At 58.3% G+C, this 17,759-nt stretch carries 15 protein-coding genes; 7 read left to right on the top strand and 8 right to left on the bottom strand.

Annotated features, from left to right (window positions below):
- Positions 1–44: 44 nt before the first annotated feature.
- Positions 45–1,085, top strand: a complete 1,041-nt coding sequence (locus tag NKK47_RS11470) for an EscU/YscU/HrcU family type III secretion system export apparatus switch protein (RefSeq protein WP_352576793.1) — start codon at positions 45–47, stop codon at positions 1,083–1,085.
- A gap of 207 nt (positions 1,086–1,292) precedes the next feature.
- Here NKK47_RS11470 and NKK47_RS11465 read toward each other — a convergent pair whose 3' ends face one another.
- The 6 genes from NKK47_RS11465 to NKK47_RS11440 all read right to left on the bottom strand — a co-directional run bounded on the left by NKK47_RS11465 (position 1,293) and on the right by NKK47_RS11440 (position 8,109).
- On the bottom strand, positions 1,293–2,921 hold the full coding sequence (locus NKK47_RS11465) for an ABC transporter ATP-binding protein (RefSeq protein ID WP_352576791.1): 1,629 nt from the start codon (positions 2,919–2,921) through the stop codon (positions 1,293–1,295).
- Positions 2,911–3,798 carry an ABC transporter permease gene (locus NKK47_RS11460; RefSeq protein ID WP_352576789.1) on the bottom strand — a complete coding sequence of 296 codons (888 nt, stop codon included), beginning with the start codon at positions 3,796–3,798 and terminating at the stop codon, positions 2,911–2,913. The genes NKK47_RS11465 and NKK47_RS11460 overlap by 11 nt, the downstream gene beginning before the upstream one ends.
- Complete coding sequence (locus tag NKK47_RS11455) at positions 3,795–4,841, bottom strand: ABC transporter permease (protein ID WP_352576787.1); 1,047 nt, start codon at positions 4,839–4,841, stop codon at positions 3,795–3,797. Before NKK47_RS11455 ends, NKK47_RS11460 begins: the two co-directional genes overlap by 4 nt.
- A gap of 100 nt (positions 4,842–4,941) precedes the next feature.
- The gene (locus NKK47_RS11450; RefSeq protein ID WP_352576785.1) at positions 4,942–6,549 is read right to left on the bottom strand and encodes an ABC transporter substrate-binding protein; all 1,608 of its coding nucleotides are present in this window, start codon (positions 6,547–6,549) and stop codon (positions 4,942–4,944) included.
- A 112-nt stretch (positions 6,550–6,661) separates the two neighbouring features.
- Positions 6,662–7,015, bottom strand: coding sequence for a Rieske (2Fe-2S) protein (locus tag NKK47_RS11445; protein WP_352454223.1), 354 nt, complete (start codon positions 7,013–7,015; stop codon positions 6,662–6,664).
- Positions 7,016–7,026: 11 nt separating this feature from the next.
- The gene (locus NKK47_RS11440; protein WP_352454222.1) at positions 7,027–8,109 is read right to left on the bottom strand and encodes an amidohydrolase family protein; all 1,083 of its coding nucleotides are present in this window, start codon (positions 8,107–8,109) and stop codon (positions 7,027–7,029) included.
- A gap of 133 nt (positions 8,110–8,242) precedes the next feature.
- Between NKK47_RS11440 and NKK47_RS11435 the strand changes: the two genes are divergently transcribed.
- The 4 genes from NKK47_RS11435 to NKK47_RS11420 all read left to right on the top strand — a co-directional run bounded on the left by NKK47_RS11435 (position 8,243) and on the right by NKK47_RS11420 (position 12,551).
- On the top strand, positions 8,243–9,100 hold the full coding sequence (locus tag NKK47_RS11435) for a LysR family transcriptional regulator (protein ID WP_352454221.1): 858 nt from the start codon (positions 8,243–8,245) through the stop codon (positions 9,098–9,100).
- Positions 9,101–9,311: 211 nt separating this feature from the next.
- The gene (locus NKK47_RS11430; protein ID WP_352576783.1) at positions 9,312–10,268 is read left to right on the top strand and encodes an FAD-binding oxidoreductase; all 957 of its coding nucleotides are present in this window, start codon (positions 9,312–9,314) and stop codon (positions 10,266–10,268) included.
- A gap of 317 nt (positions 10,269–10,585) precedes the next feature.
- Positions 10,586–11,242, top strand: a complete 657-nt coding sequence (locus NKK47_RS11425) for a Crp/Fnr family transcriptional regulator (RefSeq protein WP_352576781.1) — start codon at positions 10,586–10,588, stop codon at positions 11,240–11,242.
- A 550-nt stretch (positions 11,243–11,792) separates the two neighbouring features.
- A complete protein-coding gene (locus NKK47_RS11420; protein ID WP_352576779.1) occupies positions 11,793–12,551 on the top strand; it encodes a LuxR C-terminal-related transcriptional regulator in 759 nt (252 codons plus the stop codon).
- Positions 12,552–12,665: 114 nt separating this feature from the next.
- On the opposite strand, the gene NKK47_RS11415 is transcribed toward NKK47_RS11420, so the two are convergent.
- Positions 12,666–12,932, bottom strand: coding sequence for a hypothetical protein (locus NKK47_RS11415; RefSeq protein WP_352576777.1), 267 nt, complete (start codon positions 12,930–12,932; stop codon positions 12,666–12,668).
- Between the two features lie 336 nt (positions 12,933–13,268).
- Complete coding sequence (locus tag NKK47_RS11410; RefSeq protein ID WP_352576775.1) at positions 13,269–14,090, bottom strand: LuxR C-terminal-related transcriptional regulator; 822 nt, start codon at positions 14,088–14,090, stop codon at positions 13,269–13,271.
- A 943-nt stretch (positions 14,091–15,033) separates the two neighbouring features.
- Here NKK47_RS11410 and NKK47_RS11405 point away from each other — a divergent pair.
- Together NKK47_RS11405 and NKK47_RS11400 are read left to right on the top strand one after the other, a co-directional pair.
- Complete coding sequence (locus NKK47_RS11405) at positions 15,034–17,022, top strand: polysaccharide biosynthesis/export family protein (RefSeq protein ID WP_352576773.1); 1,989 nt, start codon at positions 15,034–15,036, stop codon at positions 17,020–17,022.
- Positions 17,023–17,458: 436 nt separating this feature from the next.
- A complete protein-coding gene (locus NKK47_RS11400) occupies positions 17,459–17,731 on the top strand; it encodes a methyltransferase domain-containing protein (protein WP_352576913.1) in 273 nt (90 codons plus the stop codon).
- Positions 17,732–17,759 lie beyond the last annotated feature (28 nt).

The following is a 17,759-nucleotide window of genomic DNA, read 5'->3' as shown; positions in this document are numbered from 1 at the left end:
GGCATCGGCCGACTGGAACCACGATAGTGCGGTAAGATTGCAACATGGCCGAAGAAGCTGAGGAAAAGAAATTACCGGCGTCCGACAAGAAGCTTCGTGACGCCCGCCGCAAGGGCCAGGTTTCGCAAAGCCGCGACCTGGTATCCGGCTTCACTCTTTTCGCAGCGCTTGGCTATCTCTATTTTTGCTGGCCGCTGCTCTTCAAATATCTTTCGGAACTCGTGCAGACTGTGACGGTGCCCGGCGGCTCTTTCGAGGAGGTCAGCCTGCGGGCCATCCACCACTCGTTCTCATTGCTGATGCTTGCCACATTGCCGCTAGTCGGGATCGTTGTGGTTCTCACTGTAGCCTTCGGCATGCTGGCCACGTTCGGGCCGGTCTTCTCGTTCGAGCCGCTCAAGCCGCAGTTCGATCACATAAACCCGGCGAAGGGCCTTCAGAAGATCCTGTCGCTCCGCAATGTCATCGAGTTCGCCAAGGGCCTCGTCAAGGTGGTGTTCCTGGCAAGCCTTTTCGTATTCATCCTGATCGCCTGGCTACAGCCTCTCTTCGATGCGCCAGGCTGTGGTCAGACATGCCTGGAGCCGATCATCAAGGCGGTGATGACACCTCTCGGGACTGCCGCCGCCCTGGCCTTTATCGTCATCGGCTTGATCGATGTTCCTATTCAGCGCTGGCTGTTCCTACGGGACATGCGCATGACAACAACCGAATACAAGCGCGAACACAAGGATCTCGAAGGCGATCCATTGATCCGCCGTGAACAGCAGCGACAGCGGCGCGAAGCAGTGATGCAGCCTCCGAAGCTAGGTGTGAAAAACGCGGTCATCGTCTTGGTGTCAGGCGACCGCGCCGTGGCGTTGCGCTACGTCAAGGGCGAAACGCCTGTGCCGACAATTGTCGGCAAGGGTCAGGGCCGTGCGGCCGAAGATATGATGGCTCAGGCGCGCGAGGCAGGTATCCCCATAGTCGAGGATGCCGTCCCCGCCCAAGCGATCTTCGAAAATGCGAACATCGGGTCTTATATCGGCCAGCAGATGTTTTCCCCGGTCGTTCGCCACCTCGTCCGGCACGGGCTCACTTGAGCCAAAATCCTGCGATTGTCGTTCTATGCCAGTCTAGCCCTGTCGGCTGGTGGAAGCGAAGCGGAAGTCCACTGGTCGCGCATCCGTCAGTGTCAAGGCGGCACGGCGGAAGACCGAGCAGGCCGATTCAATGAGGGCGTTTCGGTGGACCTGTCATGCCGCTCGATCCGCAGCTTGCGTTCATTCGCGTTGAATAACAATGCGTCCTCAGCCCCGGCTGGCCAGCAGCCTTGTCAGCCAATCCGGATCCATTTCCGGCACGGAGGATAAAAGCCGTTCGGTATAGGGGGCATGCGGCGGCGCGAGAATTTCGCTCTTCAATCCCTGCTCAACGACTTTCCCCTGGTGCATGACCACAATCTCGTCGGCGATCGCCCGCACGGTGGCAATGTCATGGGTGATGAAAATGTAGCTCATGCCGAGCTCGCGCTGAAGCCGCATTAACAGCTTGAGGATTTCCTCCTGCACAATCTGGTCGAGCGCAGACGTGATTTCGTCGCAGATGATCAGTTCCGGATCGGCGGCCAACGCCCGGGCGATGCAAACGCGCTGCTTCTGGCCCCCCGACAGTTCGGCCGGCAGACGATCCAGGTAAGTTTCGCTCATCTCGACCATGTGCATGAGTTCGCCGATCCGCCGATCCCGCTGCGCTCCCTTGAGGCCAAGATAGAATTCAAGCGGCCGAGCTATGACTTCTTCGACCGTCTGGCGCGGATTTAGCGCGTTGTCGGGCATTTGATAAATCATCTGTATGCGACGCAGAATCTCTTTTGGGCGGGTCTCCAGGGTCTTGGAAAGGGCCTGGCCGGCAAAGGAAATCGACCCCGAAAGCGGCGGCAACAGGCCGGTAACGACGCGAGCGAGCGTCGATTTCCCGGAACCGGATTCGCCGACCACAGCCACTGTTCGTCCACGTGGAACTTTGATGGAGACATCCTGGAGCACCTTGACCCTCCGCGCGTAAGCCGCGGTGACGTTGTCTATCGTAAGCAGATATTCATCGGCCGGAACTTCGGGCTTGGCGAGCTTGCGCACGGCCCAGAGCGTTTTGGTATATTCCTGGCTGGGCGAGGCGAGCATCTGGCGTGTTTCAGCCTCCTCCACGGTAAGTCCATCGCGCAAAACCATGATGCGGTCCGCCATTTGCGCCACCACCGCCAGATCATGCGTCACATAAATTGCAGCCGTGTTGAATTCCTCCACGACATTGCGAATGGAGGCGAGAACTTCGACCTGCGTCGTCACATCGAGCGCCGTCGTTGGCTCGTCGAAGACGATGAGGTCCGGACGACAGGCCATCGCCATCGCGGTCATTGCCCGTTGCAACTGTCCGCCGGAAACCTGATGAGGATAGCGAAAGCCGATGGTCTCCGGGTCTGGAAGCTGAAGACGCCGATAAAGATCGACGGCACTCCGGTTCGCTTTCTCTCGGCTGGCAATACCATGCGCCACCACAGTTTCGACAGTCTGGTCGAGGAGCCGGTGGGCCGGATTGAAAGAGGCCGCGGCGCTTTGTGCGACATAGGCGATACGGGAGCCTCTGAGGCGACGCCGCCCTGTTTCGCTGAGTGCCAGAAGATCGATCCCGTCCAACAGGATCGAGCCCTGTGTGATACGGCAGCCCGGCTTGGCGTAACCCATCGCGGCGAGGCCAATGGTGGATTTGCCGGCGCCTGACTCGCCGATCAGGCCAAGAACCTCCCCCCGCTTCAGCGCCAGATCGACCCCGCGGACAATGGGATGCCATCGCTCGTCCGAGAAGCCCTCCACATGGAGATTGCGGATCTGAAGTAGATCCTTACCTTTTTCGCGCGAGGCCGGACCGCTACCTTTCATCCCGCAACCCGCTTGTTGCGTGCAGGAACCAGTCGACGACGAAATTCACGGATACCGTGAGGAGGGCAATCGCGCCGGCCGGCAGCAGCGGCGTGACATCGCCGTAGGTGATCAGGGTTGCATTCTCGCGCACCATCGATCCCCAATCGGCGGTCGGCGGCTGAATGCCGACGCCCAGGAAGGACAGTGCCGCGATCGTGAGGAATACGAAGCAAAATCGCAAGCCGAACTCCGCGACCAGCGGCGGCATCACGTTGGGAAGGATTTCCTTGGCGATGATCCATTTCGGGCCTTCGCCGCGCAATCGCGCCACCTCGACATATTCCATCACTGCTACGTTAAGCCCGACGGCGCGTGCGAGCCGAAAGACGCGGGTGGAATCGAGCAGCGCAATGATGATTATCAGGCTGGTGATCGACGACCCGAAGATCGAAAGCAGCACCAGGGCGAAGATCAGGCTTGGGATCGACATCAACACGTCCACCGCACGCGACAGTATCTGGTCGAGCCATCCCCTGTACAATGCGGCAAGAAGGCCGAGCGAGACGCCAACGGCGAAGGACAGCAGTGTGGTCGCGACGGCGATACCGATGGTGTTGCGCGCACCGTAAATCAAGCGTGTGAGCATATCGCGGCCGAGCTGGTCGGTTCCCAGTTTGAACTGCTGGCTCCACGGTGCGAAGGCTTCGCTGAAGACCTGCGTTTCGCCGTATGGGGCGATCCAGTGCGCGAACACCGCAACGATGACATAGCCGATGATGACGAGGATGCCGAACCAGGCACTGAAGGGTGCCGCCTTCTTCAGCGCCGTTTTGGCCCGGGTGGCGCGCGAGCGCCTCAGCCTGTGAACCTGAGCGATGGGTTCGTAGCTGGTCATCGTGGATGCAAGAGCCTTGGATTGGTGGCGATCGAAATGATGTCGGCGGTCAGATTGAGCAGGATGTAGGTCGCCGCGAAAATCAGGGCGCAGGCCTGGACAACCGGAACATCCCTGGATTTGACCGCATCAACCATCAGCTGACCAATGCCGGGATAGACGAACACCACTTCGACAACGACGACTCCGACGACCAGATAAGCGAGATTGAACGCTACCACCGTGACGATCGGAGCCCAGGCGTTGGGCAACGCATGCCTGAGTACGATGGCCATGGGCGACATTCCCTTCAGCCGCGCCATGTCGATATAGGGGCTTGCCAGCATGTTGATGATCGCCGCTCGTGTCATGCGCATCATGTGGGCGACGATGACGAGCGTAAGTGTGATTGCCGGCAAGGCTACTCTCCAGACATGCTCCCAGAATGGCGTCTGGTCGTTCACATTCGACAATGTCGGGAACTTGGGAACTGCGTTGAGCATCCAGCTCAGTGACACTGCGAGCCAGTGCGGCAGGGATTGTGCGAACTCGGATCCGATGAACGTGTCGCGCGAGATGACCAGGTAGGCAAGCATATAGGCGACGAAAAACTCCGGGAACGAAATGGTTGTCAGCGTCACTGCGTTCACCAGCCGGTCGAACCAGCCATTGCGGTAGAGCGCAGCGAGGATGCCAAGTCCCAGGGCCAGCGGAACTGCTATCAGCGCTGTCATCGATGCAAGGAACATCGTATTGTAGAGGCGCGGCGCGATGATCTCGGCGACAGTGCGCCGATACCCGGTGCGGCTCGCGAACGAAGAGCCGAAATCCCCGTGGAGCATCTGCCCGACCCAGACGAAGTAGCGCTCGACAGGCGGACGGTCGATGCCAATTTCTCGCTGGAAGGCGGCGACCGTTTCGGGTGTGGCGGATTGCCCGAGCATCGCCTTGGCGAAGTCGCCCGGAAGCATTGCAATCGCAGAAAAGATGATGATGGACACGATGAACAGCGTGACGAGGCCGAGGCCAAGGCGCTGCAGAACCGTTCTTGCGACGGGGTTCATTTGCACGCGTTTCCCGTTGCGGCCACTGCCCTGCCACATCCGGCAGGGCACACCGGGGCCAACCGGACCCTCGCAACCATCGCGGGCCCGGCCCGCACTCTCACGCAGTGGCGATCCACCAGCGTTCGGCCATCTTCAGTCCATCGTTCTCCCAGTTCGGCGCCACCTCGCCATGTGCGAGCTTATTGGATTTGGCGCTGACGAAATTGTTGAAGACCAGTACGATGCTGCCGCCATCATCATGGGTCAGTTGCTGCATCTCGGCATACATTGCCCCCCGCTTGGCCTCGTCGGTCTCGGCGCGCGCCTGGACAAGCAACTCGTTGAAGCGAGGATTTTTCCAGAACGACTCGTTCCAGCTGGAGTCTGCGGCGAAGGCTTGTGTGAACATCCAGTCGGCGGTCGCGCGACCGCTCCAATAGGAAGCGCACCAAGGTTTCTTGAGCCAGACATTATCCCAATAGGCGTCCTCGGCCTCACGCACGACGTTTACGTCGATGCCGCACTGGGCTGCCGTTTCGCGGATGAGCGCAGCCGCGTCCACAGCGCCTGCAAAAGCGGCATCGGCAACCGAGAGATCCATGTTCAGTTTTTCCATTCCGGCCTTTTTCAGATAATGCTTGGCTTTCTCCGGATCGAAACTGTGTTGCGGCTGCGGATTAGTGGCGAATTTGATTGCCGGCGCGATCGGGTTGTCGTTGGCCACGGTGGCGTGGCCGAGAAAGATCTTGTCGACGATCTCCTGACGATTGATCGCCCATTTCAAAGCCATTCGGACGTCCGGATTGTCGAACGGCGCCATCGTGACATTCATCGGCAAGGTATAGTGGCCATAGCCGGTGACCTCGACGATCTCCACCTTGGGATTGCGTTTCAACATGCCGAGGGTCTTGAGGTCGGCGCGGCCAATATAGTCCACCTCCCCTGTCGATAACGCGGCCATGCGAGCGGCGAGATCGGTGATGGCGATGAACTCCACCTCGTCGAGATAGGGTTTGCCATTTTTGAAGTAATTCGGATTGCGCTTGAGCTTGGCCGAAACTCCGGGCTGGAAGTTCTCGAGCACGAAAGCACCGGTGCGAACGCCCGATCCCCAATCCGCCTTGCCGTCCTTGGCCGGCATGATGACCAGATGGTAGTCACTCATGATGTAGGGGAAGTCGGCATTGCCGCTCTTCAACGTGAAGACAACCGTCTCCGGGCCGTCCGCCTTGATGCTGGCGACCGGTTCAAGCAGCGGCTTCGCCGCCGATTTGGTTTCGTCGCCCATATGATAGCGCAGCGAAGCCACGACGTCGTCCGCCGTGACATTCTTGCCGTTGTGGAAGGTTGCGCCCTTGCGCAGCTTGAAGACCCAGGTTTTGGCGCCATCCGATGATTCAAAGCTCTCGGCCAGGTCCGGTTGGACGTTGCCTTTCGCGTCGACCTCGGTGAGGCTGTTGGACATCGAGCCCGAGAACGCGGTTTGTGTGAACGTATCCGGGTAGCCGGCCGGATCGATCGAATCCGTTGTTGCCCCATGTGCCATGCCGAGCTTGGCGAAGCCGCCCTGCAGCGGTTCGGCCCGGGCCGTGCTGACGAAGAGCTTGTCCGCAGCAGTAAGCGTCAGCCCAGCGGCCAGCCCAAGATGAATGAAGTCGCGACGGGAAATCTTGCCGCGGCCAATCTGGCTTTGAGCGATACCAAGCTTGTATTCAGATTCTGACATTTGACTCTCCCATTGCGGATTTTCCGCGTTATTGTTCGTCAATCACCTGTGAAGAAATCTGCTCGTCAGCCGCGATCATCTTTTCTTCTAACTCCTCGACTCCATAGCTCAATTAGGCCGTCACATAGATGCTGCCCGCCTCGACGGTGACTGGAAATGTGCGCGCGCGAACGGACGGATCGACCAAAGCCGCACCTGATTTGATGTCGAATTCCCAGCCATGCCAGGCGCAGCGCACAATCTCGTTTTCGCGATGATAGATGAATTGCGCCTGTTCGACCGGCGCAGTTGTTCCGCATTGCGGCCCCTCGCAAAGCGGAGCGCCGCGGTGCGGACAAACATTCAGCAGCGCGTGGAATGAATCTCCGATGCGGAAAACCCCGACCGAAAGGCTGCGGATCTTGGTGATGAAGGGAGATCCGGTTTCGATCTCGTCGACACGGCAAATATATGTCTTCTCAGGCATCGTCTGCTTCCTCAGGCGGCATTCGCCGCTTGCGCGCGGGGAATGCGTTTGTAGACCTCCAACGCATTCAGCCCCATGATCTTGCTCTTCCAGGCGGGAGGGATTTGCAGCGTGTTGGCGTCGTCGTAATCCCAATGCGGATAATCGGAGGCAAACATCAGCGTATTTTCGCCGTCCATCGCTTCGAGAGTGGACCAGAGATGCTGAATGTTTGCGGGCTGCTCCAGCGGCTGCGTGGAAAAGCGGATGTTGCGCCGGCAATATTCCGACGGCAGCATCTTCAGCCATGGCGTCTCTTTGCGCAGCGCTTTGTAATCCGCATCCAGGCGCCACAATACCGACGGCACCCAGGCCACGCCGCATTCGATGACGACGAAGTAGAGGTCCGGCCATTTTTCGAAGACGCCATGCGCAATCATGCTTGCGACATGTGAAATCGCCGACATGTGCAGGATGGCGTGCGTCTCCCAGAAGAACGTCGTTGGGGCAGGAGCAATCGCGGTCGAATTCACGCCGCCATGGCCGCCCAGATGAATGGCAAAGGGCAGCCCCACTTCGGCGCATGCTTCATAGATCGGGTGGTAAAACGGGTCGCCATACGGCTTGACGGAGCCTTGCGAGGCAAGAACCTGAACCATGCGCGGATGATTGCCCAAGCGGCGTATCTCGGCGGCCGCGAGCTTCGGATCCTGTGGCGCAATGATGATCGAGCCCACGAAGCGATCGTCCTTCGGCAGCCAGTGGTCGATCTGGTAGTCATTGTAGGCGCTGACGAGAGCGCTGGCATAATAGGGGTTGGCGAGGGTAGACGCCTCGATCGGCTCGTCGCCGGTCAGGATCGCCACGTCGACCTTGTACTTGTCGAGGTGCTTCTCTTTCATGATGAGATAGTTGTCGGCTTCCGTTTTCGGACGGACGTCCTTGCGGGAGAAGTCCTGCGGATGAAACCAGGGACGATGGCCATGCGGGAAGGCGCCAACGGGACCTGTCTTCTCGCCTTCAACGAACATGTCCTTCCATAGGCCGGAAAGGTAGGGCTCCAGTACAGTGGCGCTTGACCAGTAATTGTGACAATCGCAGTCGACTATGAACACGTTGCTCAGCTCCGTAGCTTCAGCCTGGTCGATGCTGCCGGCCGATTTCTCCCATGCAGCTTCCGCCTTGAGTATTGTTTGATCAAGCGTATGATCCAGCGCAATATGATCGACTTTTTCGATTGGAGGTCACGTGCAGCTAGATCACATCGAAACCTTTCTCGACATCATCGAATCGCGAAATTTCAATCGCACCGCCGATCGGCTGGGATTGACCCAGTCGACGATCAGCACCCGGATCAAGAATCTGGAAAGCGCGATCGGGTCCGAGCTCTTCCAGCGCGGGCGTGCCGGTGCTGAGCCGACAGCCGCAGGACGGCGGTTCGAAGCCTACGCCAGATCCCTGCTGTCGACCTGGTCGCAAGCTCGACACGACGTGCGAGCGTTCAACCGGTTCGAGGGCACCTTGCGCATCGCCGCACAGGTAGGCATGACCCGGTCGGTCCTGCCGGGATGGGTCGAGACACTGTGCCAGGCCCTTCCAAAATCCTCGATCCATGTCGAGTCGGATTATTCGAACCAGATGGTCAGCGACCTAAGCATGGGAAATCTGGATATCGCCGTGCTTTATGCGCCTCGCTACCTGCCTGAGATCGCCTACGAACACCTGATGGTCGAGGAATATGTGATGGTTTCGACGGCTGCCAGAAGGCTGTCCGACGTCGACCCTGAAACCTACATTCGCCCGGGCTACACCGCCGTGCTGGAAAAGACGCACGCAGAGCTGCTGGCCGAGTTGGCGATCTGTCGGCTTTCGACGGGATCGGAAACTCTGGCGGAGATCATGCTCCGACGAACGGGCGGCACCTGCTATATGCGTAGCGACGATGCGCGCAGGTTCACTGCTGAACTCCCATCGTTTCTCGTCGAGGGAGCGCCGACGCTGCACCAGCCAGTCCACACCGCGATACTCGCGCGCCGCAAACATGAACCAATTATTCGCAAAGGCATCCGAGCTCTCCAGATTGCTGTAATGTCACTGGAAGTCTAATCGAAATTGCCGATCATAAAGGCAGGATTGCGCGGCTGTTCAGCGGGTTTTGAAGTGGCATCTTGGCTCGACTTCAAACCCGAGTTGAATGATGAATGCATACGCGGCCTTTGCAGCCTCCGGCTTCGTCCCAACAAAGCGTCACCGGCATTGGGCACAGACCACACCGCAGCTTGTGCTCTGCCGGCGCGTGATCGACGAAACGCACGATGTGAAAACATTCGTTCTCACACCCGCTTCAGATCGGATGTTCTGCTTCAGCGCTGGCCAGTATGTTCTGGTGCACCTTAGGATCAACGGTGCCGCGGTGACGCGCTCCTACTCCGTTTCGTCACCGCCGACGCGACCGCTCGACCTGCAGATCACCGTGAAACGGACGCCGGGCGGGCTCGTTTCGAATTGGCTCCATGACAATTTGATGCCGGGCGACGGGATCGAGATCGAAGGGCCGCTCGGCTCGTTCAATCTCGACGACATGCCGCATGGAAAGTCCCTCTTCCTTTCAGGTGGCAGCGGGATAACTCCCGTCATGTCGATGCTGCGCGCATTTACCGACCGCGCAGCCGACCAGGATATCCGCTTCATTCACAGTGCGAGAACGCCGGAAGACATCATCTTTCGGCTTGAACTGGACGCACTTGCCGCTCGCTTTCCCAATGTTAAAGTGACTTGCATTTGCAGTCAGGATGACCCGGCATGGAGGGGTCCAACTGGACGCATTGGCAGTCAAATGCTCCTGAACCTGGTTCCCGATCTCCATAGCCGCACCGTTTTCGCCTGTGGGCCGGAATCCTATATGAAGACAGCACGCGGCTGCCTGGAGGCAATCGGCCTCGCCCGTTCACAGTATCATGAGGAGAGCTTCGGAGGCGGCAACAGTTCGCGTTCGGTACCGGCTTCAAAGGTTTCGTCTTCGGTCCGCTTCGTCAGGTCTGGCGTTGCGCATGACTGCGTGCCCGGAGAGACCTTGCTCGAAGCGGCGCGCCAATGTGGCGTCTACGTCCCGACCGCTTGCCAGCAGGGAGTTTGCGGGACCTGTCGGATCGCCAAGCTGTCCGGCGAAGTCGTCATGGATGACTTAGGCGGGCTGACATCGGAAGCCAAATCGGCAGGCTACGTCCTGGCGTGCTGCAGCCGCCCGCAAGGCGACGTTTTGCTTGACCTGTAATTGCCATCCGCATCGCGGGTCAGCTTTTGCGTTCCATAGCCAAGCCATAGTGTTGCGACCGCAATGTGATTAGCGTTTCGGAGCCTGTTGTCCGGCTGCACGGGAGAGTTCACCGCCGCTGAACCCCTTAAATTAATTGCAGTTTACCTCATTCAAACAGACGAGGACAGTATGCAACCCCGCCCCTAGGGTAAGAGGTCGTTCTGTCGATTTGTTCGGGAGAAACTATTGCAAGTCGTGTGGAACCAGAAGCAAGTTCGCGATTCTTCATGCAGACACTATTGGAGTTCATGTGCTCGCATCCCATAGGGGGAACGTTGTCGAAGGACGTGTGGGGGAACAACGATTTTCTCGGTGTTACCGCAAAAATCTATAAACCCCATTCGGTGATATGCCGGCAGGAGGACGACAACAGTGAGATATTCATTGTAAAATCGGGCTGGGGCATACTTTATCAGGCACTGCCGGACGGAGAGCGGCAGATCATAGACACTCCCCTCAAGGGGGATGTCGTCGGTTTCCGTGGCTTGGACGGACCCCGTCTTGCGTCGCTGGCGTCCATAACCGAACTAGCTGTTTATGAAATTTCCAGTAAGGAACTGGTCGAGGCCATCCTGTCGGAAGGCCGAATCGGGAAGAAGATCGCCTGCTCCCTGGCGCGCCTGAACGCCATCCTTGCCGAACATCTCATGAATACCGGGCGGCGGAACGCGATGAGGCGTACCGCCCACTTCCTGCTAGAGTTGGAGGTGAGGCTCTCCAGGGTTGGGCTGTCGGCGCATGGAAGGTATGAGTGTCCTCTTGCCCAGCATGAACTGGCCGACATACTCGGCATGACCACGGTTCACGTCAACCGAACGTTAAGGGAGCTCCGCAAGGCCGATCTCGTCGCTTTTAAGTCAGGCCATGTAGAGGTGATCAATCGCAAGAAGCTGGTCGAAACAGCCGGATTCGACAGCGAGTATCTCAGGTAGCGGCTATCTCTCTTGAAGAGATTATCATGACGGGCGGCAACTCGGCCTGTCGCCCCGAGGCCGGTGTGTTGCTGAAATATGCGCGGAGCCCCTTTTACTGCGGCAGATCCACGGGTGGGGCTCAAGCTAAATTGTTGAGCCATGGCTATCAGCGCTGTGCGCTAACCATGTCAACGGCACCTTCAGGAGTTCTGGTCTACCGCGGGAATCGCCGCAGGTACCAGCCGATCAACATTCGGCTGCCTGCTAGGTGAGATGGCCAAGTGGTCCTGTGCATGCGTCTTCAGGCGGATTGCAGCCCTTTTGGTCCGGCTTGGCGCCGGTTCCCTGAAAATTATGAAAAAAGCAACCTATGTTAGAGACTGCTTATAAATAAACCCTACACTTACCCAAGTTGGGTGTCTGCTGGGTCGGGAACTAAACAGGACGCAAATGGAGTAATCGAGCCTCGACGTTTCACAAGGCGCAATACCAAGTTTTTCAATGCCAGAGAATGCGGAAACCATATCGGCCGGCGCAAGGCGGCTTGTGTGGAAGAGCGGGTATTGATATGGGCTCCACAGCAGGACTGCACAATTACACTTCGGCAAATCGATCCGGAGTCCCGTCCGGTGGAACGGAAACCGTCCGCAGGCAGACAGGCAGGGAATGCCTCCTCATTCTGGACGGAAGGGCACTAGATCGCGAGTGTCTCGCATCGGCTCTCGTGGACCACGAACTCGGTATGGATATCACCGCGTGGCGTTCCGTCGAGGAATGGCGCGTCGGAAAGAGCTCTGCCCCTCCCCTTGCAGCCATACTCTTCAACCTTGGCAGTCGGAAGGTTACAGATTATGGCCTCGCTGACGAGATCAGGCACATTTCATCCGAGTTCAAATCGGTCCCTGTGGTCGTCCTGGCCGAGACAGAAGACCTTGCCCAGATACTGACCGCTCTCGAATGCGGTGCACGCGGCTACATTCCGACCTCTGTTGGAATCGATGTCTGTGTCGAGGCAATCAACCTGGCGGCAGCGGGAGGCATCTTCGTGCCGGCGAGCAGTGTCCTTGCTATGCGGCACCTGATAGAGTCGGGCCGCCGCGACACGCAGCCTTTGGCGGGCATTTTCACGCTTAGGCAGGCCGAGGTTGCGCTAGCGCTCCGGCGCGGCAAGGCGAACAAGATCATCGCCTACGAACTGAATTTGCGCGAAAGCACGGTGAAGGTCCACATCCGCAATATCATGAAGAAGCTAAAGGCGACCAACCGCACGGAAGTCGCCTGCAAGGTCAACGATCTTCTTTCAGAAGGAACTCTGCCTGAAGAGTGAGCCCAAGTATAACACTGCCCACCTTGGGTGAATCCTGTGGCCATGTTCGGCTATTCGCCCTATCAAACATGTACTGTGAAAGTCGAAGGGCGGAATCGGCGGCTAATCGGCTGTCTAAGCAGGCTCGGGGAAGGTGTGTCTTCCTACCCATCCTATGGCCTCCTCGATCGTATCGAAATTCTTGTGCTCCCCGCTCAGCAGCCCGAATCCCGTTTCGAGGAACCATTTGCCTTTCGTGGAATATGCTTCCTCGTCGATTTGGGTAAGGACCGCCACCAATTGGTCGCGTTTCCACACCAGCACCCCGGATTCTCCGCCTTCAACCGTTCCGATCCGGACTTCGCTGAATGACAATCCAGAAACAGTCTTCGCTTGGCCCATTTTGATGAATTCCTCAGATTCAAAATGGCAATAAAATCCGTGAGCTTTGCAATTTGTTATCAAATCACGCAGTGAGTTCGAGCCGCTTGAGGCGACCTAATTCGGCAATCGACGCTATTGAGTACAGGCGACAACGCGTAAGGAAACCGGATCTGAGACGACCGCCGCCAATACAAAGGGCCGGGTCGTGGTCACATCGGCGCCGTCCACATGATGCGTGCGGTCTCCACCGCGCTCCTTCGCCCAGCCCGGGAACGATTTGAGCCCTATGCCTTGTTGATCGGCAACGAAGTCTGGCACATGGATGCGCCAGCCCGAACGAAGATCTATCGCAGGTCATATTGGATGATCATCATCGAGAAAGAGGTATCCGTTTTGTGCTTCAGGCAGGTCATGCGGATGGTGAGCTGACTGAGGTTCTATCGTGTCGTTCCCCGTCGGGCCGTCGCCAGACGCTGGAGTAAGCATACCATGGTTCATTGCCCAAACTGCGGCCTGTGTTCGGTTGCGAACCCGAATCTTTCGAAGGATGGCCTTGACGTGTACCTTCACTGTAGCCTCGGCGATATTAATCTCGCGCGCGATGACTTTGTTGGATTCCCCTCCGATCAAGCGACGCAGAATGGACTTCTCCCGATTTGACAAAATCACTAGTTCTTCACCTTCAATCTCCACTTTAACTGCAGCGCTCGGTAACTCAGCAGCTACAGCATCATTTCTCAACCCTTGTCTGATATCTTCAATTACCATCGAAGTTTCCGTAGGCAACACGATTTGCCCTAGCGTAACCAATTCGAGAGCTTTAATGAACGTGTCGTAAGCAGCGACCTTTGTCAGATACCCGTTAGCCCCGGCACGAAAAGCTGAGATTATATTGGTCGTTCGACAGTGATCGGCTAGCGCAACGACATGGCTGGTCGGGTAGATCGCCTTAAAGTCTGCAATTTGTGCGAACTCAGCATCCGCATCAGTATCGCCGACATCTATGATGAGCAAGATGGAACGGTGCTGGGGTAGCGGCTTCTGCAGAAGATCGTGAACAGTCGCCGCGGAGAAAAGAATACGAAAATTTGCCGCATTCAGGGTTCGACTAAGCGCTTCTCGAAGCAACTCGCTCGGCTCGACAAGCACGGTTATGAAAGATTTTCTTGTCATCATCGCATTCTCGCTCGGCGCGATTGGGATACACATGTCGATTGGGATGCTCCAAAGCGCCAGCCGCACAGTTTCTTTTGTTCTTAATGTTACGCTCGGAACCCTTACACCCAAATACCATCTTTAGGCGTAGGGCAGCATCATCGAGGCGTATCCGAATTCTTCAACCTAGGGCTTTTGGTCAAGGGCACGAGCTCTTGGTTTCAGCAGCTCAGGGAGGCGGCCATCGTAGCAAAGGACTGCGCGGCCGTGAGGATTGCCAGGGCTTGTTTTCCGGTGGGCGTGGTGGTGCCCCCGATCTGGCGGGAGAGCGTCGCGGTTTATGCGGCGAGCGGCGGGCTCAGGCGAGCCGCCCCGCGGCAGTCGACCACTCGGGGAGGTCGCGCAGGGCCGGGTGAAGCCGACACCGACGCGGGCACGCTGATCTGAGCACACGCACACGCCGAGCTTCAGCAGCTTTGCCTGCCGCGGCCGATTTAGGGTAACGCTGCAAGGGATCTTGCTTTGTCGGGGCCGGAATTCTAGCCAGACGTGAGAGCCGACGAAAGAAACGCGATGCGGCCAGTTTCGCTATGATTACCCGATAGGATTGCCAAGACTGACGGCTTCGTCGCGTCGTTCTTCTGGGCCCGGACAACATAGCGGGAAACGGCCCAGCTATCCTGCCAATGCATGTCGGAGCCACAGAGACGCACGTCGGCAAACCAAGTTTCCGGCCCTCCGTTTCGTTCGATCGCGTTTGTCCTGTCACCATCGAGGAAGCTCTCCTGGAGCGCAGCAATCCGGTTGGACGAGTTTGCCCAGATTCTCCTTTATCCGAATGGAGTGCCCACAAAGGGACAGTTGTGCTGCCGGCGGTGAAGGGTCACGATCCGGTCGAGCCTTGCTCGACCGGATCGGACGCATCGGGCGGGATGGCCACCATCGAAAGAGAAAGCCACACCCCATGGCCGTTAATACAGAATTCAATTGCGAGCCCGTCGCTCCCTCGTCACAGGCGGCCCAGCGCAGGGGATTGAAGGCCATCCTGCTTGTCTTCGGGCTCTCCGGGGTCGCCGCCTTGGGCGGGGCCGCGGCCAAAAACTTAGGGGCACTAGAGATTGTTTCCAGAGCCGTGGCACAGGTCAAGGAAGTCTCCCGACCCGTGATGCAGCCCGTGAGACAGAAGGTCGAAGACGCCTCCGCAGCCGTGATACAAAACGTCGAGGCGGCCTCCGCAGCCGTGGCGCAGAAGGTCGAGGCTGCCTCCGCAGCCGTGGTACAAAACGTCGAGGCGGCCTCCGCAGCCGTGGTACAAAACGTCGAGGCTGCCTCCGCAGCCGTGGCGCAGAAGGTCGAGGAAGTCTCCGCAACCGTTGTGCAGAGGGTCGAGGATGTCTCCGGGGCCATGATGGAGACGGCCGACGATGTTTCCGGAGTCGTGATGCAGAAGGCCGAGGATGTCTCCGGAGCCGCGGGAGCCGTGATGCAGAAGGTATCTGCTGTCATCAATGGCTGGCAAGAACAACCGGTTCAAGCCATGGCCGAACCCTCCCGTGCGATCGCGTCAGGACCGAATGCGGCGGGCGTGGCGTCAGTCGAACGGAGTGTCGAAACCAATGCCGAACTCCCCAAAACCCGCAAGGCACCAAGCGTGCCAACCGGATACCTGTTTGGCGTCGGCGATCGCCTCAAGGTCGCGTTCTACGAGCGCGTCGAGGTCGAGGAAGACAAGTGGGGGCGCGAGCCCTCGGCCTTGCGCAGCATCCTGCAGCGTCCGGAACTGAGCGGCGAATATATTATTCAAGAGGACGGCACGATTTCCGTGCCCTTGCTTGGCTCCATTCCGGTCGCCAACAGGTCTACGCAACAGGTACAGGCCGACCTGGTGGAAACCTTCAATCAACTGCTGGGCCGCGAGGGACTGGTCAACGTCCTGCCGCTGGAACGCCCGCCCATCTACGTGCTGGGGCCGGTCAAGAATCCAGGCTCGTTCAAGTACGCGGCCGGCATGACCGTCCTGCACGCGATCGCGCTAGCAGGCGGACTGGACCGGGCCGAGGGCGAGCCGTGGCAGAAGATCGAAGCCGTACGCGAGATCCAGAAGCGGAGCGGGGCAATCGACGCCATGTTGAAGTTGCTCGCGCGCGCGGCCGTGCTGAAGGCCGAGCGCGACGGTACGAGACCCACAATCCCGCGCCAGTTGCTGGAGCTGGCCGGCGCGACCGAAGCTGCCAAACTCGTCAACGAGCAGAGCGACCGGCGCAAGGCCGTCGCCACGGCCCGCAAGGATCGTGAGCGCGCGATCCTGCGTGCGCTGGACGCGGCCAAGCAGGACGTTGTCGCGTATGGGCGCATGGAGTCGCTCAACGAACTCATCAAGCTGCGCCAGGAGCGCGTCAACAGCATGCGCACGCTCGTGGACCGCAAAGTTGTCAGCATGACCGTGATGGATCAAGTCCAGGGCGAATTGTCCGACGCGGAACAGCGCCGGCAGGACGCCCTCAACCAGTACGCGGCCGCCAAGCAGCGCCTCGCTTCGCTGGAGTCTGAGGTGTTGCGGACCAGGGCCGACCTCAGGATCGATCTGGAGGTCGAGATCGAGACCATGGAGAGTCAGATCGCGGCCAATCAGCGCGAGTTGAACGCCAGCGAAGGCGTCCTGTACACGTTGCCGGTGACCCGCGCCCAGTTTGCGAAGGACGCAAACAGCGCAACTTATCAAATCGTGCGGCAATCGGCTGCCGGGCCGGTCAGCATCGAGACCGTTGGGATGACCCTGTTACAACCAGGCGACCTCGTCAACATCATCATAGGCGAAAGCGAGCCAAGAGAGCCGGCCGGTTCGTCGGTCCCAACCGTGTCGCCGAGCTGCGAGAGCTTGCCGGCAGCGTGCAATCCCAACGATGTCGAGCCTGCCCGCGTGGTGAGGGAGGAGAGGATCGGTCCGAATTGACGCCCGGCAAGGACATTGGTCTGCATGGCTGGTCTGCGTGGATGAACTCGTCGGCACGAAGTGGGAAGCGCGAACCGACCACTCGCTGTCGCCGACAGCATGTCCGCCTCCGCTCAGGAGTTCGGATCACTGACAAAGGTTGCAGTGAGATGACATCGAACGGGATGCAGGTGCCAATCAAGGGGATTGGTCAAAGATCTCGGAATTTTGTCACGACGCGCGTACGCCCGAGCGAAATTTGCGCACTATCAAATCGAGAAGGCTCTGGCTACTCAGCTGCTGAATTCAGATCAAGACGCTCGGCTCAGCCTCCATGCTAAAGTTACAGCAAGCTTTTTTGTCCAGAAAAGCGCGCGTTTCGGCGAATTGGGGGCCGGTTATTGTAAGCTTAGCCGTAGCATGTGCAATACTTGCTCATCAGATGCAATCGACGTAACTGACGCGTTACCGCCACCTGGGAGAAGCCTGCCAATTTTCAATTTGCCAAGATCGATGGTATCCTCTACCTTTCGCCGATAATAGTCTTGATTTTGTGTTTAGTGATCGGTTGATGGAGCACCTCCACCCCGACGACGCAGTAAGGCAGCTTTCGCAGCTATACCGTTTTCTTGTACCTGGCGGTGCCTACTACTGCATCACTACACACGCGGTCACGGGTCCTCACGACATTCGGTATACTTTGACAAAGTTGCATGTGGATTCCACCTGAAGGAATATAGCTATCGTGAGCTGTCACG

The sequence above is a fragment of the Mesorhizobium sp. M0019 genome, from assembly GCF_040323975.1.
Lineage (GTDB): Bacteria > Pseudomonadota > Alphaproteobacteria > Rhizobiales > Rhizobiaceae > Mesorhizobium.
The sequence above is the reverse complement of the archived record's forward strand: the minus strand, read 5'-3'. Positions and strand labels throughout refer to the sequence as shown.

Excerpts from the sequence above, each read along its gene's own strand:
- NKK47_RS11415 (WP_352576777.1), bottom strand. The coding sequence starts at position 12,932 with ATGGGCCAAGCGAAGACTGTTTCTGGATTGTCATTCAGCGAAGTCCGG.
- NKK47_RS11465 (WP_352576791.1), bottom strand. The coding sequence starts at position 2,921 with ATGAAAGGTAGCGGTCCGGCCTCGCGCGAAAAAGGTAAGGATCTACTT.
- NKK47_RS11445 (WP_352454223.1), bottom strand. The coding sequence starts at position 7,015 with ATGCCTGAGAAGACATATATTTGCCGTGTCGACGAGATCGAAACCGGA.
- NKK47_RS11410 (WP_352576775.1), bottom strand. The coding sequence starts at position 14,090 with ATGATGACAAGAAAATCTTTCATAACCGTGCTTGTCGAGCCGAGCGAG.
- NKK47_RS11470 (WP_352576793.1), top strand. The coding sequence starts at position 45 with ATGGCCGAAGAAGCTGAGGAAAAGAAATTACCGGCGTCCGACAAGAAG.
- NKK47_RS11450 (WP_352576785.1), bottom strand. The coding sequence starts at position 6,549 with ATGTCAGAATCTGAATACAAGCTTGGTATCGCTCAAAGCCAGATTGGC.
- NKK47_RS11460 (WP_352576789.1), bottom strand. The coding sequence starts at position 3,798 with ATGACCAGCTACGAACCCATCGCTCAGGTTCACAGGCTGAGGCGCTCG.
- NKK47_RS11420 (WP_352576779.1), top strand. The coding sequence starts at position 11,793 with ATGGGCTCCACAGCAGGACTGCACAATTACACTTCGGCAAATCGATCC.
- NKK47_RS11405 (WP_352576773.1), top strand. The coding sequence starts at position 15,034 with ATGGCCGTTAATACAGAATTCAATTGCGAGCCCGTCGCTCCCTCGTCA.
- NKK47_RS11455 (WP_352576787.1), bottom strand. The coding sequence starts at position 4,841 with ATGAACCCCGTCGCAAGAACGGTTCTGCAGCGCCTTGGCCTCGGCCTC.